Here is a 15681-nt window from a genome sequence, read left to right as displayed (position 1 = left end):
TAAATTTTCTCCAAAACATAGCCAAACAATTTCGGTTAGAGAAATTTATGCGCTGTACAAACAATGCTCAAATTGTATTAATAAATTAATAATTCGTTAATGATCGATCTGTATAATTAAAGGTCAAAGTGAATTTAAATGGGTATGGATGCCTTTTAATATTGAGGTGCTAAAATGAAATCAAAGTCAGAAGCTGAATACCAAATTGGTGTGTGCGTAAAGGAAACAAATCAAGAAAATGGTCCAGGGCATGTGTCAGCGATGCTTATTAAAAGGAAAGAAGGTAATACTAAAGTTTACCATACAAGCTTTTATCCTGGACCTTTTGGTAGTTTAGTCAATGGTATGACTTTTGGATCTGTACCTGTAGTTGGAGAATTAGCTTCGGATCATAAACAAGATCTAGAGGAAGCTGACCATGTGTTAGTTGCTTCCGTATCTAAAGAAACATTTAAAGGTGCTAAAAAAGGACAACAATCATTTAGTAAGGATGTAGTAAGTGGACGTCGAATGTACTCTGTTTTTGGGAAAGACAACCCTATTGCACATGGTATGACTCATTTATTTTCAGGGTATAAAGGAGCGCAGCTCACTGTAGCCAAACATGTGAAGGAAACCGGTTATGAACCCCCTGAAGACCATTGTGGTATCCATGTATATGATAATGATTGTCATGCAGAAATTAAAAAAGGACCTCTTGTAGACAATTGCGCAAGTTCTGTTAGCCACGTATTACGCAAAGCAGGTTATAAGGATTTCCAAAATCCAAAAATACCAACATTCTTTACTCCCGAGTTGCAAAAGCACGGTTTTGTTAAAATGGAAAAATTGGATTTCATGAAAGAATTTGACAATATAAATGGAACTTCAGTGAAAAAATAACTAATGAACCATTGCCCTACTTTAGATAATTAGGTAGGGCAATAATTAATATCATTTGCTAAAAAATTAAGTAACTGATTATAATTCGTACCTACAAGTTTCTATCAAAAAAGGATTGCTCATGTTTAAATTTTTAAAATCTAAAAAAAATAATGGACTGAATTCCACATCAGATTCAACGCTCCAAAGTGCTCCCGATGCCCCTGATTTAACTGCTCATTCACCCAAAAACATAAAACCCTCACAAACTTCAAAAGATACTTGGGTTTTTATTTGGAATATGACAGCAGATAAAGTAGGTCATGCTGCAGTACAAATCGGTGGATCAAAACCAAAAATGAACGATGAGGACCCTGGTGAATATGCCAGTATTCATCCCGGTCAAATCCCATCCACAGGATTAACATCAGTATTGCCTTTGCCAGCACAACTTGCCACCAATTTATCTCAAGATATGGAAACTTTAGGTGCCTCAGAAAATACTATGTCCATCACCGATATAGGAGAACCAATTAAGGTAAAATCAAGAGAGGCTAAACCCCTAGCTCCAGATCATGTATATCATTTTGAAGACCTTGATACTTCTGCAATGAGTAAACACTTAAAACAATCTCATAAAAAAGTAGATACGGGGGAAATGGGATATCAACTCTTTCCCAATGTGAATGTTGTTGGATTTTTTAAAGATAGTTCTGCATTTATCGCCCAAGATCCAGTTGATATAGAAATGCGTCGAAGGGTCACTGAAAAACAAGTTAATAATCATGAAGTACATAATTGCACCTCACTTGTGAGCGAAATCTTAAATAAAGGAGGATTGCCCATTAAGCAATCTAAGGTAAAGCCCTGGGTAATTACGCCGAATGGTTTGTCAGAGGAGCTCAGTAGCAAAGCCCCTAAAATTTAAATTTAGGAATGTAGCTTGTGGTTTTCAGTGCATTATCTGAAAACCACTTTAAAGTAAGTTATTTCTTTTGCTCTTTAGCTTTTTGATTCTTCGATTTTAAACCAGATACATCATAAATAGTAATTGGTGATTGAATTCCTTTAACTTTTACTCGAAGATGACCATTAATCTCCACATCCTGTGCAACTTCTTTGTACGTGGACTCTGAAATCAATATTTGTCCACCCAAGCTCAAATCTTGAATTCGCGATGATAAGTTAACGGCTGATCCTATAGCACTGTATTGCATTCGCTTCTTAGATCCTACATTTCCTACTATGGCAACTCCGGTATTAATCCCAATCCCCATCTCTAACTGCGGTAAATTATTTTTACTATTAGCATGATTTAATTTTCTTAACATTTTTTGCATTTCTAGAGCGCATGCTATTGCCCGGTGTGAATCATCCCCTGAAGAATAAGGGGCTCCAAAAATAACCATAATTGCATCACCAATAAAGGCATCAACGATTCCTTGATGTTTTTCTATAACCGGTACCATTTTGCTGAAATAGCTGTTTAAAAGAGAAACTAGCGTTTCCGAAGGAATGGATTCGGATAATGGAGTAAAATTTCTTAAATCACTAAACATGATGGTTATTTTATTTTCATATCCACCGAGTTTTTGATGAGGCGATTTGAGTATTGTATTCACTACTTCATCAGACATATAAAAGCTGAATACTTTACGAATTAACTTATTACGCACTTCAAGTTGGCTTTTAATTTTTTGTAATAAGAAATTCGTTTTACGAAGAGTTAACTCATCTTTAGCTATATTCGCTAAATTTAATAAAAGCTCTTGTTGCTTTGAGTTAAACTCTTTGGGAGAAGTATCAGCTAAACAGAAGGTCCCTACATTATACCCTTGGGGATCAGTCAAAGGAACACCAGCATAAAAACGAATATAAGGCGCTTGTTGAACCAAAGGACTATTGGCAAATCGTTCATCAAGAAGTGCATCATTAATGATGAGTGGTTCACTTTTTTTAATCGTTACATTGCAAAAAGAAATACATCGTGGTGTTTGGGGTTCGTTTAAACCGTATCGTGCTTTAAACCATTGTCTTTCTTCATCTAGAAACGCGATGTAACAAATTGGGATGTTAAATAAATCAATCGCCAGACGTACCAACCGCTCATAACTTTCCTCTGGAAGTGTATCCAAAATATTCAATGATTGGAGGGCATCAAGTCTTTTCTGTTCTAAATCTAGGGGTCCATCTGCTTTTTTTGATTTCATAATAATTCTCTGTGCTTGGTATCCTTATTGACTTAAAGCAAATAGTTCTACTTATCCTTCACATATAATCATTATAGATGAAATATTAATCCCTCTTTTTGCATCCGTGTGAATTCATGATATTCTCTGATCAATTTATACTCTCAGTTTATAAAAATGTTCACATTAAAAAATAGAAATGAGCTGCAGAAAAAATTAAGTAAAGTCAATGAATATGGGGAATATTCACCGTTCCCAGGCGTTACGGTCGTATCCTCGTGTTATCCTGAACACCAGGAGTTTTGTGAGGCTATTTTTAGAGCATTAAATACTAATCCATTGATTATCCGTTATTTTAATCCTCTTCCTGCCTCTAGTTATCACATGACTACAATGAGTCTGGAAACAGAACAACAAATTGGTGAAGAATGGAATCAATTTATTATTAAAACATTGCCTCATTACACAAAAATAAAACAAACTTTACAAGAAAAAGCTTTTTATCCTTCAATTGAGAAGATGGTGGTTCATATTGATCAGTGCATCTCGCTTACGTTATCTTTATCCACAGAGCAAGAAAAGCATATTAGAGAAATTGCGAAAGATTTAAATATCGAACAAACAATACCACGAGTTTTTCATATCACACTTGCCTACTCAAGACCTAATAAAACAATAACTAAAGAACATTGTGAGCAACTTCATACAGAAATTACAAAAACACTAAACATAATTATTGAAGAAACTAAATTGCCTATGGAAATCGGTGAACCCAAACTTTGCTATTTTAATGATATGACGGCTTTTGTTCCATGGGATGCAGATGATAATCCTTTTAAACATGTAACCAAACCTTTAAACTTAAAATTGGGCAACACAGAAAACTCAGAGTTGGAAAAAGAGTCACATTATGAAATGACAGTTTAAGCTATTATTTCAGTTGAAATAAACATTTTGATCTTATATTGTTGCTTCTTAATCTGACATGAATTAGGGAGTTTTCATGAAGAATCATTCTGGGATATTTAGGTTAAGTGAGTATAAGATTCTTGACTATCTGGTAAGACATGTCGATTTGACGCTGGATCTTTCCAAAAACCCGGTTCAATCAACCGCTCTATTGACAATTGAGCCCAACCCAAATTCTGAATCATGCTCCTTAGATCTAGAGTTAGATGGACAAAATATGATCTTAGACTCCATCTTCCTCGAGGGCAAAAAACTGTCTCAAGAAGAATATGAACTAACAAAAGACTCTCTAATTATCAAAAATGTTCCTCAAGGGCGCCCCTTTATACTCGAAACAAAAACTCGTTTGGGTAAAAATACAGATTTATTTGGTTTATATGAAACAGAGGGAACAATTCTAGTCAAGGCAGAAACCGAAGGGCTTCGTAGAGTCTTTTATTGTCATGACCGGCCTGATAATTTAGCTACTTACAAAACAACAATTATTGCTAAGAAAAAAGACTACCCTGTGCTGCTTTCTAATGGTTCGCTTATAGAACAAAGGGATTTAGATGAGGAACGGCAGTCTGTAACCTGGTTTGATAAAGTTCCGAAGCCCAGTTATTTGTTTGCATTGGTGGCTGGGAAACTACAGAAATCGGTCACTTATTTTAAAACACGTTCGGGTCGTGAATTACCAATAGAATTTTATGTTCCTCCAGAAGCTACGATAAAATGTGATTTTGCAAAAGAAGTTTTAAAAGAAGCAATGCGTTGGGAAGAGGAAATCTTTGATTTAGAGTGTGAACTACCCCAACATATGGTTGCCGGGGTGGATAAATATGCATCGGGTGCATCGGAGCCAACGGGGTTAAATTTATTTAACACTGCAAATTTATTTGCTACACCTGAAGCACGTACTGACGCTGACTTTTTAAGGGTATTAGAAGTTGTTGCCCATGAATATTATCATTATTGGTCAGGTGATCGAGTGACTATTCGCGAGTGGTTTAATTTACCTTTTAAAGAAGGATTAACTACTTTCAGAGCAGCAATGTTTCGTGAGCGTTTGTTTGGTACCGATTTAATTAGGATGTTAGACGGAAAAAATCTTGATGAGCGCGCCCCGCGTCAAGATACCTATACAAATGTTAGAAGCCTTTATACTCCCGCGGCATATGAAAAAAGTGCTGATATATTTCGTATGATGATGCTTTTTTTAGGGGATAAAGCTTTTTATAAAGGAATGTCCCAATTTCTAAAAGATAATGATGGTGGAGCCGTAACGCTGGAAGATGTATTAGGCGCATTAAGTAAATCAACGGGGAAAGATATGAATCCTTTCTTAGCTTGGTTTACTGAATCAGGTATTCCTCAAATTACCGTTACTGATGAATATGATGTAGACGCAAAACGCTACACCTTAAGATTTAAAACCAAAGATGGGAATGGAAGACCAATTCCGATTGTTGTTGGATTGCTCAATAATACAGGCAAGGAAATTCAAAGTGACACCATGATACTGGTTGATAAACCTCAAATAGAGTTCCATTTTGAGAACATTGACTCCCATCCTACTCCATCTTTATTGCGTAGTTTCTCTGCTCCTGTAATTCTCGATTTCCCATACAACTCAGAACAACTACTTCGCCTAATGCAATTTGATACCAATGTATATAATCGTTGTGAGGCAGCGAATAAACTCCTTACCCAAATGGTAAGTCAATATTGTTCTGGCAAGCCCCTTATATTTACTCCTGAGTTTTTTAACGCCTATCGAGCTATACTGCGTGATGAAAACAGCTCTTTGAATCCTTGGTTACTTGCTGAGCTAATCGCTATCCCTTCAGAGGAAATCTTGTTTTCCAGCATGCAAAATCAGGATTTTGAAAAAATAGCTGAAGCACGTCGATTGATTCAAAGTCAGCTTGCAAATGAACTAAAGGAGGACCTATTACGGTTACAAAAAAACCTAGATAGGTTACCTGTATCTCAAAGCACTCCCTTTAAGTCATTTGATATTTTATCTGCGGGTTCACGACGTCTAAATTACGTTTGTCATTCCTATTTATTTTCAATACAACCTGAAAATGAAGAACACTCATTAATTGAGCAATTCAACAATTCATTGGGTAAAAATATGACCGACTGCATCTATGCGCTCAATTTGTTATTGGATAATAACAGCAGTCAATCAAATAAGCTTTTGAAATCCTTTTATGACTACTGGCAACATGACCCCAGTGCTGTCAATTATTGGTTTAATATTCAAGCAGCAACCCATTCAGAGAGCGTAATCGGATTGGTAGAACAATTAATGCTTCATCCTGCCTTTGATTTATCTAATCCCAATAAAGTAAGTGCTCTATTTGGAACCTTTATCAAAAATCCTTATGGGTTCCATGCTTTTTCAGGAAAAGGATATGAATTAATCGGTAATGTCATTTTGCAATTGGAGAAAATCAATCCAACTTTGGCTGCCAATTTAACGGAAAAATTTAATAACTGGGATAAATTTGATGAAAACAGACAAAAATTAATGTTAAGCCAATTGGAATTTATTAATACTTATGCCATAACTGCTGATGTGAGAAACATGTCAAAAAAGGGGTTAGATAAGAGGAAGCTTGATCCCCCTATTCCTTACCAACACCTGTTCTTTGAACCGTTCAAGCAAGAATCAACACCCTTAGATAAGAATGTGGAAAAAATAAACTTACATAATTAAATCTTTTCCTATCCGCGTATCAAAGTCGAATCTTGGAGACGTGATCGGCCTCATCCAAACTCTAGCTTTATAATAAATAAGTTATATGAGAGCGAGACTAGCCCAAGGACTTGGGCTAGCGAGATAGTTGGTATGGATTTACGTTGTTATGTATGGGATAGGATTAAAACAAGTTCCTTAGATTTGAAAATTTATTGTCCTTATCTTTATTGGAAAAATTTAGTTTCTAAATGAGAGCATTCTATTAATATATCAAACTGTATAAAATAAGTGCATTCGGTGTATTTTGTATCGTTTTTATTCTACCACCCGGTAGCGAGGAAGTATTATGGCTTTTGAAAAATTATTAATAGAACTAGAGAATTTTATTCTCGTCGATATGTTTAATGTAATGAATGACTCTAATTGCCTCCCTACTGGCTATACATTCGAAATTGATCTATCTGTGGAGTTAATATCATCAATCTCCTTATCTGAAAAAAAAGATTTATTTAATAAAATTTTCGATAGGATAGAAGAATATATGAAATCGGTTCAAAACGATGATATTCCTTTAAATATTTCCGCATTAAGTATTTTAAAGGATTTAATCAAAGATAATCCCATAAACACAAAAAAATTATTTTTATATCTAACCGATAGTTCTCGAATTGACTATATAATAACAGCAGAAAACTTACCCACTTTACGTGAGTTATTTCCTGAGTATGCTAGTCTTCAAAAACAATCTCTACCAGAAATAAAAACCAGTGTTTTAGCAGCTGCCAGGGCTTTTGAAAAGTTATTAGCAGATTTAGAGGATAATATTCTTATTGATGTGATAAATGTTATGGATGATTTGGATGTATCTATTGGTTATGCATTCGAAATGAATCTATCCGCGGAATTAGTATCCTCAATCACTCCATCGGAAAAAAAAGAATTATTCGATAAAATTTTCGACAGGATTAAAGGAACTATTGCATCTGTTCAAAACTGGGATATTACTGTAAATATTACGGCATTACGTGCTTTAAAGGACTTAGTCAAAGATAATCCCACAAGCACAAAAAAATTATTTTTTTATCTGACCGATAGTTCCCGAATTGACTATATAGTAACAACAGAAAACTTACCCACTTTACGTGAGTTATTTCCTGGAAATGCTAGTCTTCAAAAACAATCTTTGACAGAAATAAAAGACAGTATATTAGCAGACCAACAATTCTATGGTAAAGCATCCGTAAGAGGATTCTTTTTTCACAAAAAAGAACTACCTTATGAAATGGCTGAAAAAATAGGAAGCTATCTTGACATAAAAACTGCGACTACAGTGGCTAAGACAGTTAAAAATGCAGCCCAACTAGCCAAAGACGCAATAGAGGCTGTAGATGATGACAATGGGCTCCTAAAAAAATTCATTTAAACTTATATAACACCAGGAGTGGAATAGTTGGGTCACGGCCCACCTAATTCCACTTTGAACCATCAAATTTAATCCTTGTTAAAATTATATTCATAACATTTCCCTACTCAACTAGTAAATACAGAAAACACCAAAAGGAGACGATTGTTTAATTACTTTTAAAAAAAACCAGTGCTGTTGCTATTTTCTTATTTAAAAAACGCGTAGGTAAGAGTCTTGGGTTTATCCAGTCTGAGAAAAGATGAGGAACTAGAGTATAGCGGGGTTTAGGATTAGAATTAGTTAAAATCCGATACACAAGCTCCCCTACTTTGCTAGCGGGTAAAGCAGAGTTTTGAAATAGAATAAGGGCCAAAAAATGGTTTACATATTTTACCTGATATAGAACCTATGTTAATGATTTTTCCCGGTGTGCCTTTCAGCGTTCTATCAGCACCAAGTAACGAGATAAAAGCTTGTGTGACTTGAATTTGCCCAATAACATTTACTTCAAGTTGACGACGAAATTCTTCAATCGGTGTTTCTATCAACGGTCCAACAACAGCCACTCCTGCATTATTAATCAGTCCCCAGAGCATTATACCCTGTAAATGCTCACGCACTTCTTGGGCTGCATTTCGAACCGCATTTTGATCAGTTATATCAAAAATAAGGGGAATAAAAAGTGAGCCTAGTTCATTAGATACACGTTGTGCATCTTGTTCATTACGCACACTTCCAAAAACTCTTATGTCCTGAGCAATCAGTTTACTAGCTATAGCATATCCAATTCCAGATGAAACACCTGTAACCACCACCGAACGCATTTTAGGCTCCTTGCTCCTAGTTCAATTGTATAGATGTTCCTTCTTATCCATTAATTTTGTCTGCTATAACTACTTTATCTTAGTTCATAACCTAAAAGATTTTTTGATTATTCATGCTCAGGATGTACTACAAAAATACCGGGTGCATTTCTAAGGTATTCGTTATAATCCATACCATAACCAAATATATAATGATCTTCGACTTGTAAGCCTACGAAATCAGCTTTCTGTAATCCATTGGGAACACGTTTTCGATATTTATCCACCAAAACAGCGCTGTATATTTTTTCTGCACCCAATGATTTTATTTCATCAATAATTGCTGCCAGGGTAACACCACCATCAAGAATATCATCGACAACTAGAACAGTCCTACCTTGCAAATTGGCCGATGGTTTCACCTTCCAGACAATCTCTCCACCTCGGGTCTCACCTCGATAGCGGGTTGCATGGACGTAATCTACCTCTAATGGAAAGTCCAATCGTGGAAGTAAATTGCCTAAAAGGACCAATCCTCCAACCATAACACAGACCAGTACTGGATTTTGATCTTGCAATTCCTTATGTATATTAATTGCCATTCGATCAAGAGCTGCTTCAACTTCATTAGTAGTAAACAAGCAAGATGATTTTTCGTAAACTTCTTTAATTTTATCTGGAATAGTCATTGTGGGTCCTCAGGACAGATCTGGTTATAAATATGTAGTCATTTAATCTTTTATTTTTCCTGTTCCAGGAAAAGGGCTAACTTTACTTCCATAGCCGGGATTATCTTTTACTTTGGCTGTCCCTTGTTGCGTAACTTCATCGATACGATAAATTGAATGCATCGGAATAAAAGTTCGTTTTACACCATTAAACTCAAGCTTTAATCGTTCTTCAGAAGGATCAACAACTAATGCGGTTTGTTCACCGAACACTAATTCTTCGACCTCGAGAAACCCAAATATCTCACTTTCCTTTACAGAGCGCGCATAAATTTCATAAATTGCTTCTTGATTAGCAAAAGTGATTCTGAATATCGTTTTTTTATTCATAAAATTAACCTATTTTTATGGCAGAGCAAATTATACAAAAACAAAGGCACTCTATTCAATTTAAATTAACGTATATCCTCTATAACTCGCATTTCTTTATACAACTGCTAATCTTTAAACTATTAACAGTGGTTAAATTAACTATTTTATTAATAAATGAGTTTAGTTAGGACGCACTATCATGTCACAAGCTCCTCTTCAATTAGATAAAATGATTTATTTTCAAAATTTGGTACCTGGTTTACAGCAGTCTCCGTTAATTAATGATTTTAAATCTGAATGTCTTGATGCGGAACCCAATGAGTCAATTAAAAAACAACGAGAGATGTTACTCATGGAGTTTCCTCCGATTCTTTCTTTTCGTAATGAACAGCAGAAGAAAAAATTTTATGAAGATGAAGCAGTAAAATGTCATCAGTTTTGTTGTGGTGGCTTATCTCCCATTAGCGCCAACTTCGTAGATGATATCGCTTTTACTCCTAAGGACGACTATGTATTTTCTGCTGGCAACGGTCAACTTTATGAAGGAAGTACAAAAACGATAGATAAGAGAATAAAAGAAGACATTACTCAACAGCAATTTGGAAGTCCAACTCAAAATACGTTGATGGATGGATTAATAAACTTTGATAAAGCAGTTACTCAGCGGATTCAAGCATCAGCCGCCATTGAAGCAGAATCGCCTTCATTAACAGAAATGAAAGCACCTAATCCCTTTGATACTACGTTTAAACCTAAGGAGCAGTAATCAATATCAATTTTGTATTTTATGGTTCTGAGAAGAAAAAATAACCGGCTGTAATGGAACTTGATAGTCTTTCATTGCAGACTCGGCGGGATTTACCTGTAAATCAGGTTCTATGATTTGATATTTTTGAGCAATATAGCAGTAAAAACCTGAAGGAAAAGGCCATAGCATTTTGCCTATTTCATCCAAAAATGTAAATTTTTTAATTAATGATGAGTTATTTACTGGAGGAATATAACAAAAGTTACTCAGAGAATATTGCCTATACCCTCTTTGCAAAAAAATTCGATTTAAGCTAAAGGGGGTACGCATTTTAACTTTTTGGTCACTATAACAGTGCAGAAGCCCTGTTTTCATTGCTCCACCCCATAAACTCCAAGGATTAATACTTAATAATATAACAAAACCCATTGGTTTAAGGACGCGATCAATTTCATCAATTAAGCTAAAACTGTTGGCGAAGGGTTCAAGCGTGAGTGGAACAATAATACAATCAACACTATTACGATCGAGTGGAAGTTGGTTTAAAGCACATTCGATGTGGACTTTATTAGCTAAATAAAAAGGTGATGCGATCCATTTGTGCATGTAATTAAATTTTTTGAGCCATATGTTGTCACCACAATTTCCCAATTGCAGTATTGTCTCGCCATGAGAGTAGACACTTTCATGTTCAATATTTACTACAAATTCATGAGCAGCAAAAAGCCCTAAAGGCGATTGAAACCATTTATTCAGGGCGCGATATTGTTTAAGTTGCCGTTCGATCAACAAAATAATGCCTTTTCAAATAGTTAATCCTCAATTAAACTACAATACAACGAGTTTCATATACATACAATCCATTTTTTGAGTTTAAATAGTGCCTTCGAAACCCATTAAATCTGGACAAAAAGAAACCTTTAGCAAGTTCTTCGTCATTAGTTTTTATTTAATAATAATATATGAACAACTCGAATATGAATGGAACACGTGATTTTATTAAATGAATTAACTATATTTAATATTATTATAAACTGATTGGAATTTATGTTAGGAAGCGATGAATTTAAATTACATGGAATAGGACAATTGTTTGTTCTTGAAAAGCTTTTGGATAAACCACAAGCTCTTGAGTTCTGTAAAAATGCTTCTGCAGAAAAAATATCTTTAGTTCAATACCTTGTCAAAAATAACATTTTATCAGCCACCCAAATTGCACTCACAGCAGCACATAATTTTGGTGCTCCTATGCTAGACCTAGACTGTATTGACATAGATTCTATTCCTACTGATCTGGTGAATGAAAAGTTAATTCGTCGTCATTCAATGGTTCCTCTATTTTGTCGCGGAAATAACTTATATCTTGCAACTGAAGATCCAAGCAAACAAGCTTCTTTAAAGGAGATTCAATTTCATACGGGACTTAATACACATGCAATTATCGTTGAGGCAGATAAGCTTAGTGCATTAATTGATCATTTACTCACCGTTAAGGAAACTCAAGGATTATCTGAATTTGTGGGTGATACAAGTGAGTTCGATGGAATTATCATCAATGAAGAAGAAGAGCATGAGACAGCAGTTGTTACTTCGCTAACGGAGGATGCTCCTATTGTTAAATTCGTTAACAAAATACTTCTAGATGCCATCAAACAAGGAGCTTCTGACATCCATTTTGAACCCTATGAAAAAGAGTACCGCATACGCTATCGTCAAGACGGTATTTTACATGAAATTGCCACCCCACCTGGAAGCTTATCCACACGAATTACTGCACGTATAAAAATCATGTCGAGTCTTGATATTTCGGAAAGACGAGTTCCTCAGGATGGCGGCTTTAAAATGAAAATATCCAAAACGCGATCCATTGATTTTCGTGTAAGCACCTGCCCTACTACCTCAGGTGAAAAAGTTGTTATGCGGATCTTAGATCCTGGTTCTGCAAAATTAGGTATTGAAGCTTTAGGTTTTAGCCCTATTCAAAAAGAATATTTTAAACATGCTATTGAACGACCACAGGGAATGATCCTGGTAACAGGTCCAACAGGTAGTGGTAAAACCGTAACGTTGTATACCGCATTAAATATTCTTAACACTAAAGAAGTCAACATTTCTACGGCTGAAGATCCCGTAGAAATTAAAGTAACTGGCATTAATCAAGTTAATATTAATCCTAAAGCGGGATTAACTTTTTCTAATGCATTACGTTCTTTTTTACGACAAGATCCTGATATCATCATGGTTGGTGAGATACGTGATTTAGAAACGGCGGAGATTGCAGTTAAAGCAGCTCAAACAGGACATTTAGTCCTCTCGACCTTACATACGAATAGTGCCGCTGAAACATTAAATCGTCTAGTTAATATGGGAATTGCAACATTTAATGTGGCCAGCTCCGTAACACTTATTATCGCCCAGCGTTTAGCTCGAAAATTATGCGAACATTGTAAAGTCTTAAGAGATGACTTCAATAAACCGAGTTTGTTAGAGTTAGGTTTTAAAGAGTCTGATTTGGAAGGAATTAAGTTATATAAAGCTGCAGGATGCGCTAGGTGTACCAGCGGATACCGTGGAAGGATTGGATTATTTGAGGTGCTGCCTATGACTAAAAAACTTGGCCAGATCATCATGGCTGGAGGAAACTCTCTGGAAATATTAAAAATTGCCCAGGAAGAAGGGATGATTACGGTTTATCAATCAGGACTTGAAAAGATAAAACAAGGGATTACAACTATTGAGGAAGTCAATCGGGTAACCGTTGATTAACTAGGCAAAAAATGAAAAAAAATGCCAATACAACCTTAACTTTTCATTACACTGGAGTTAATAAGGCAGCTCAACAAGTAAATGGAGATATTGAGGCCAGAAGTCTTGCTTTAGCCAAAGTCGAATTACGCCGACAAGGAATTGTTGTCAATAAAATTGCTAAAAAACGTCCACCTCTATTTAGTTTAAAAAGTAAAAAAATAAAATCTGGGGATATAACTGTATTTAGTCGCCAATTGGCAACAATGATTGAATCCGGGATCCCTCTAGTACAATCCTTTGATATTGTGGCAAAAGGACAATCCAATAAACGATTTAAAGAATTAATTGAAACAATAAAAAGAGATGTTGAGACAGGATTAACGTTCTCAGAATCACTGCAAAAGTTTCCAGCATATTTTAATGAATTATTTTGTAATTTGGTTGAGGCGGGTGAGAAATCGGGATCTCTCGATATTATGCTGGATAAAGTTGCAACCTATAAAGAAAAAATAGAGACAATAAAGAAGAAAATTAAAAAGGCATTAACCTACCCTCTCGCGGTAATGGTTGTTGCTTTCCTTGTTACTGCAGGTTTACTTATTTTTGTGGTTCCACAATTTGAGGCATTATTTAAAGGTTTCGGTGCCGACTTACCTGCAATGACCCAAGCTGTAGTGAGTATGTCGAAAATTTTTCAATCTTATTGGTATCTAATATTTGGAGTTTTAGGAGGCGCGATTTATGCATTTATTTATGCGAAAAAACACTCACCTCAATTCGCGCAGAATATAGATAGAATGCTGTTAAAAGTACCCGTAATTGGTCCTATTATTGAAAAAGCTGCGATCGCTCGTTTTGCAAGAACTTTATCGATCACGTTCGCAGCCGGCTTGCCTTTAGTTGAAGCGCTTAAATCTGTGGCAGGTGCCACAGGAAATATTATTTTCGCCAAAGCTACTGATAATATCAGAGAAGAGGTCTCCACGGGGCAGCAAATGAATAAAGCTATGGAGAATACGCAATTATTTCCCAACATGGTGATCCAGATGGTTGCCATTGGTGAGGAATCAGGTTCTTTAGAAAAAATGTTAAGTAAAGTTGCTGATTTTTTTGAAGAAGATGTTGATAATGCAGTTGACTCCCTGAGTAGTTTATTAGAGCCTGTTATTATGTGTGTTTTAGGTGTCTTGGTCGGTGGACTGGTTGTTGCAATGTATCTACCTATCTTTAAACTGGGATCAGCAATATAACATTATAATCTAATCGCTTATAGCCTGGGTGCAGCGAAGCACATCCTGGGAATTTATGACCTATAACCTAGGTTGGCTTCGCTGCACCTAGACATTTTCAGCAGGATCTTTCAATGATATATGAACTTATTAACACTCCATGGTTTATGTATGTGGTAATTGCTCTATTTTCGCTTGCGGTGGGTAGTTTGCTAAATGTGATTATATACCGTTTGCCTATAATGTTGGAACGAGAATGGAAACAACAATGTTATGAACTAGTTGGGGGCAAGGAAGATGAACAACAAACAATTAATTTATTTGTTCCACGATCTTTTTGCCCATCGTGCAAAGCTATGGTTAGAGCGTGGCAAAATATCCCAATTTTAAGCTATCTATTGTTACGTGGGCGTTGTTATCAATGTAAAAATCCAATCTCTATTCGCTATCCTTTGATTGAATTAAGTACCTTACTTCTATCATTATTTGCAAGTTGGCATTTCGGCTTTACTTTACAATTAGTATTTGTATTGATTGGTATTTGGATATTAATTTGTTTAATTTTTATCGATTTAGATCATCAAATATTACCTGACAGTTTAACCTTAGGCTTATTGTGGATTGGTCTCATTGCTAATACTCAATCTTTATTTACTTCCTTACCTCAGGCAGTACTCAGTGCTGCGGGAGCTTATATGGGATTATGGATATTTATCAAACTATTTTATTTGTTTACGGGTAAAATAGGCATGGGGCATGGGGATTTTAAGTTATTTGCTGCATTTGGAGCTTGGTTTGGATGGGTATTTTTACCGCTAATCCTCCTTCTAGCCTCAATTAGTGGTACAATAATTGGATTGTTGTATTTGCATTTACAAGGTAAATCCAAAGATACAACAATTCCATTTGGTCCTTTTTTATGCGTAAGCGGATTAATTTCTTTATTCTGGGGCCATAGTATAGTCAATTGGTACTTGCATTTTTGGATGTAAAATGAATA

The 15681-nt window shown here is 35.5% G+C and carries 14 protein-coding genes; 9 read left to right on the top strand and 5 right to left on the bottom strand.

Translation table 11 applies throughout. From position 1 onward, the window contains the following. Positions 1–174 precede the first annotated feature (174 nt). Together ACWTE2_RS00665 and ACWTE2_RS00660 are read left to right on the top strand one after the other, a co-directional pair. On the top strand, positions 175–882 hold the full coding sequence (locus ACWTE2_RS00665; protein WP_454783723.1) for a hypothetical protein: 708 nt from the start codon (positions 175–177) through the stop codon (positions 880–882). 121 nt (positions 883–1003) lie between these two features. Further along, complete coding sequence (locus tag ACWTE2_RS00660) at positions 1004–1789, top strand: hypothetical protein (protein ID WP_454783722.1); 786 nt, start codon at positions 1004–1006, stop codon at positions 1787–1789. A gap of 58 nt (positions 1790–1847) precedes the next feature. Here ACWTE2_RS00660 and ACWTE2_RS00655 read toward each other — a convergent pair whose 3' ends face one another. Beyond that, positions 1848–3071, bottom strand: a complete 1224-nt coding sequence (locus tag ACWTE2_RS00655; protein WP_454783721.1) for an adenylate/guanylate cyclase domain-containing protein — start codon at positions 3069–3071, stop codon at positions 1848–1850. 156 nt (positions 3072–3227) lie between these two features. Here ACWTE2_RS00655 and ACWTE2_RS00650 point away from each other — a divergent pair, with 156 nt between their 5' ends. From ACWTE2_RS00650 to ACWTE2_RS00640, 3 genes are all read left to right on the top strand, one after another. After that, a complete protein-coding gene (locus ACWTE2_RS00650) occupies positions 3228–3977 on the top strand; it encodes a DUF1868 domain-containing protein (RefSeq protein WP_454783720.1) in 750 nt (249 codons plus the stop codon). Positions 3978–4053: 76 nt separating this feature from the next. After that, entirely contained in the window at positions 4054–6726 is a 2673-nt protein-coding gene (gene pepN, locus ACWTE2_RS00645; protein WP_454783719.1) for an aminopeptidase N, read from the top strand. Between the two features lie 328 nt (positions 6727–7054). Further along, positions 7055–8131, top strand: a complete 1077-nt coding sequence (locus tag ACWTE2_RS00640) for a hypothetical protein (protein WP_454783718.1) — start codon at positions 7055–7057, stop codon at positions 8129–8131. A 314-nt stretch (positions 8132–8445) separates the two neighbouring features. On the opposite strand, the gene ACWTE2_RS00635 is transcribed toward ACWTE2_RS00640, so the two are convergent. The 3 genes from ACWTE2_RS00635 to ACWTE2_RS00625 form a co-directional block, all read right to left on the bottom strand. Beyond that, on the bottom strand, positions 8446–8937 hold the full coding sequence (locus ACWTE2_RS00635; protein WP_454783717.1) for an SDR family NAD(P)-dependent oxidoreductase: 492 nt from the start codon (positions 8935–8937) through the stop codon (positions 8446–8448). 107 nt (positions 8938–9044) lie between these two features. Beyond that, positions 9045–9605 carry a hypoxanthine-guanine phosphoribosyltransferase gene (locus ACWTE2_RS00630; protein ID WP_182390644.1) on the bottom strand — a complete coding sequence of 187 codons (561 nt, stop codon included), beginning with the start codon at positions 9603–9605 and terminating at the stop codon, positions 9045–9047. Between the two features lie 42 nt (positions 9606–9647). Then, on the bottom strand, positions 9648–9974 hold the full coding sequence (locus ACWTE2_RS00625) for a DUF1820 family protein (RefSeq protein ID WP_182390643.1): 327 nt from the start codon (positions 9972–9974) through the stop codon (positions 9648–9650). A gap of 181 nt (positions 9975–10155) precedes the next feature. Between ACWTE2_RS00625 and ACWTE2_RS00620 the strand changes: the two genes are divergently transcribed. Next, complete coding sequence (locus ACWTE2_RS00620) at positions 10156–10722, top strand: hypothetical protein (RefSeq protein WP_454783716.1); 567 nt, start codon at positions 10156–10158, stop codon at positions 10720–10722. A gap of 6 nt (positions 10723–10728) precedes the next feature. Here the strand turns inward: ACWTE2_RS00620 and ACWTE2_RS00615 are convergent, their stop codons facing one another. Continuing rightward, the gene (locus ACWTE2_RS00615; RefSeq protein WP_454783715.1) at positions 10729–11496 is read right to left on the bottom strand and encodes a methyltransferase domain-containing protein; all 768 of its coding nucleotides are present in this window, start codon (positions 11494–11496) and stop codon (positions 10729–10731) included. A gap of 255 nt (positions 11497–11751) precedes the next feature. Between ACWTE2_RS00615 and pilB the strand changes: the two genes are divergently transcribed. The 3 genes from pilB (at position 11752) to ACWTE2_RS00600 (ending at position 15673) form a co-directional block, all read left to right on the top strand. Next, on the top strand, positions 11752–13470 hold the full coding sequence (gene pilB, locus ACWTE2_RS00610) for a type IV-A pilus assembly ATPase PilB (protein ID WP_454783714.1): 1719 nt from the start codon (positions 11752–11754) through the stop codon (positions 13468–13470). A gap of 11 nt (positions 13471–13481) precedes the next feature. Further along, positions 13482–14702 carry a type II secretion system F family protein gene (locus tag ACWTE2_RS00605; protein ID WP_454783713.1) on the top strand — a complete coding sequence of 407 codons (1221 nt, stop codon included), beginning with the start codon at positions 13482–13484 and terminating at the stop codon, positions 14700–14702. 113 nt (positions 14703–14815) lie between these two features. Continuing rightward, positions 14816–15673 (top strand): prepilin peptidase, encoded by an 858-nt coding sequence (locus ACWTE2_RS00600; RefSeq protein WP_454783712.1) that lies wholly within the window; start codon positions 14816–14818, stop codon positions 15671–15673. Positions 15674–15681: the final 8 nt, after the last annotated feature.

It is taken from the genome of Legionella nigrisilvae (assembly GCF_977063395.2).
Note: the sequence above shows the minus strand (reverse complement) of the source record. Positions and strands in the feature narration are given on the sequence as shown.

Coding starts and splice junctions, on each gene's coding strand:
- ACWTE2_RS00665 (WP_454783723.1), top strand. CDS start 175: ATGAAATCAAAGTCAGAAGCTGAATACCAAATTGGTGTGTGCGTAAAG.
- ACWTE2_RS00660 (WP_454783722.1), top strand. CDS start 1,004: ATGTTTAAATTTTTAAAATCTAAAAAAAATAATGGACTGAATTCCACA.
- ACWTE2_RS00655 (WP_454783721.1), bottom strand. CDS start 3,071: ATGAAATCAAAAAAAGCAGATGGACCCCTAGATTTAGAACAGAAAAGA.
- ACWTE2_RS00650 (WP_454783720.1), top strand. CDS start 3,228: ATGTTCACATTAAAAAATAGAAATGAGCTGCAGAAAAAATTAAGTAAA.
- pepN (WP_454783719.1), top strand. CDS start 4,054: ATGAAGAATCATTCTGGGATATTTAGGTTAAGTGAGTATAAGATTCTT.
- ACWTE2_RS00640 (WP_454783718.1), top strand. CDS start 7,055: ATGGCTTTTGAAAAATTATTAATAGAACTAGAGAATTTTATTCTCGTC.
- ACWTE2_RS00635 (WP_454783717.1), bottom strand. CDS start 8,937: ATGCGTTCGGTGGTGGTTACAGGTGTTTCATCTGGAATTGGATATGCT.
- ACWTE2_RS00630 (WP_182390644.1), bottom strand. CDS start 9,605: ATGACTATTCCAGATAAAATTAAAGAAGTTTACGAAAAATCATCTTGC.
- ACWTE2_RS00625 (WP_182390643.1), bottom strand. CDS start 9,974: ATGAATAAAAAAACGATATTCAGAATCACTTTTGCTAATCAAGAAGCA.
- ACWTE2_RS00620 (WP_454783716.1), top strand. CDS start 10,156: ATGTCACAAGCTCCTCTTCAATTAGATAAAATGATTTATTTTCAAAAT.
- pilB (WP_454783714.1), top strand. CDS start 11,752: ATGTTAGGAAGCGATGAATTTAAATTACATGGAATAGGACAATTGTTT.
- ACWTE2_RS00605 (WP_454783713.1), top strand. CDS start 13,482: ATGAAAAAAAATGCCAATACAACCTTAACTTTTCATTACACTGGAGTT.
- ACWTE2_RS00600 (WP_454783712.1), top strand. CDS start 14,816: ATGATATATGAACTTATTAACACTCCATGGTTTATGTATGTGGTAATT.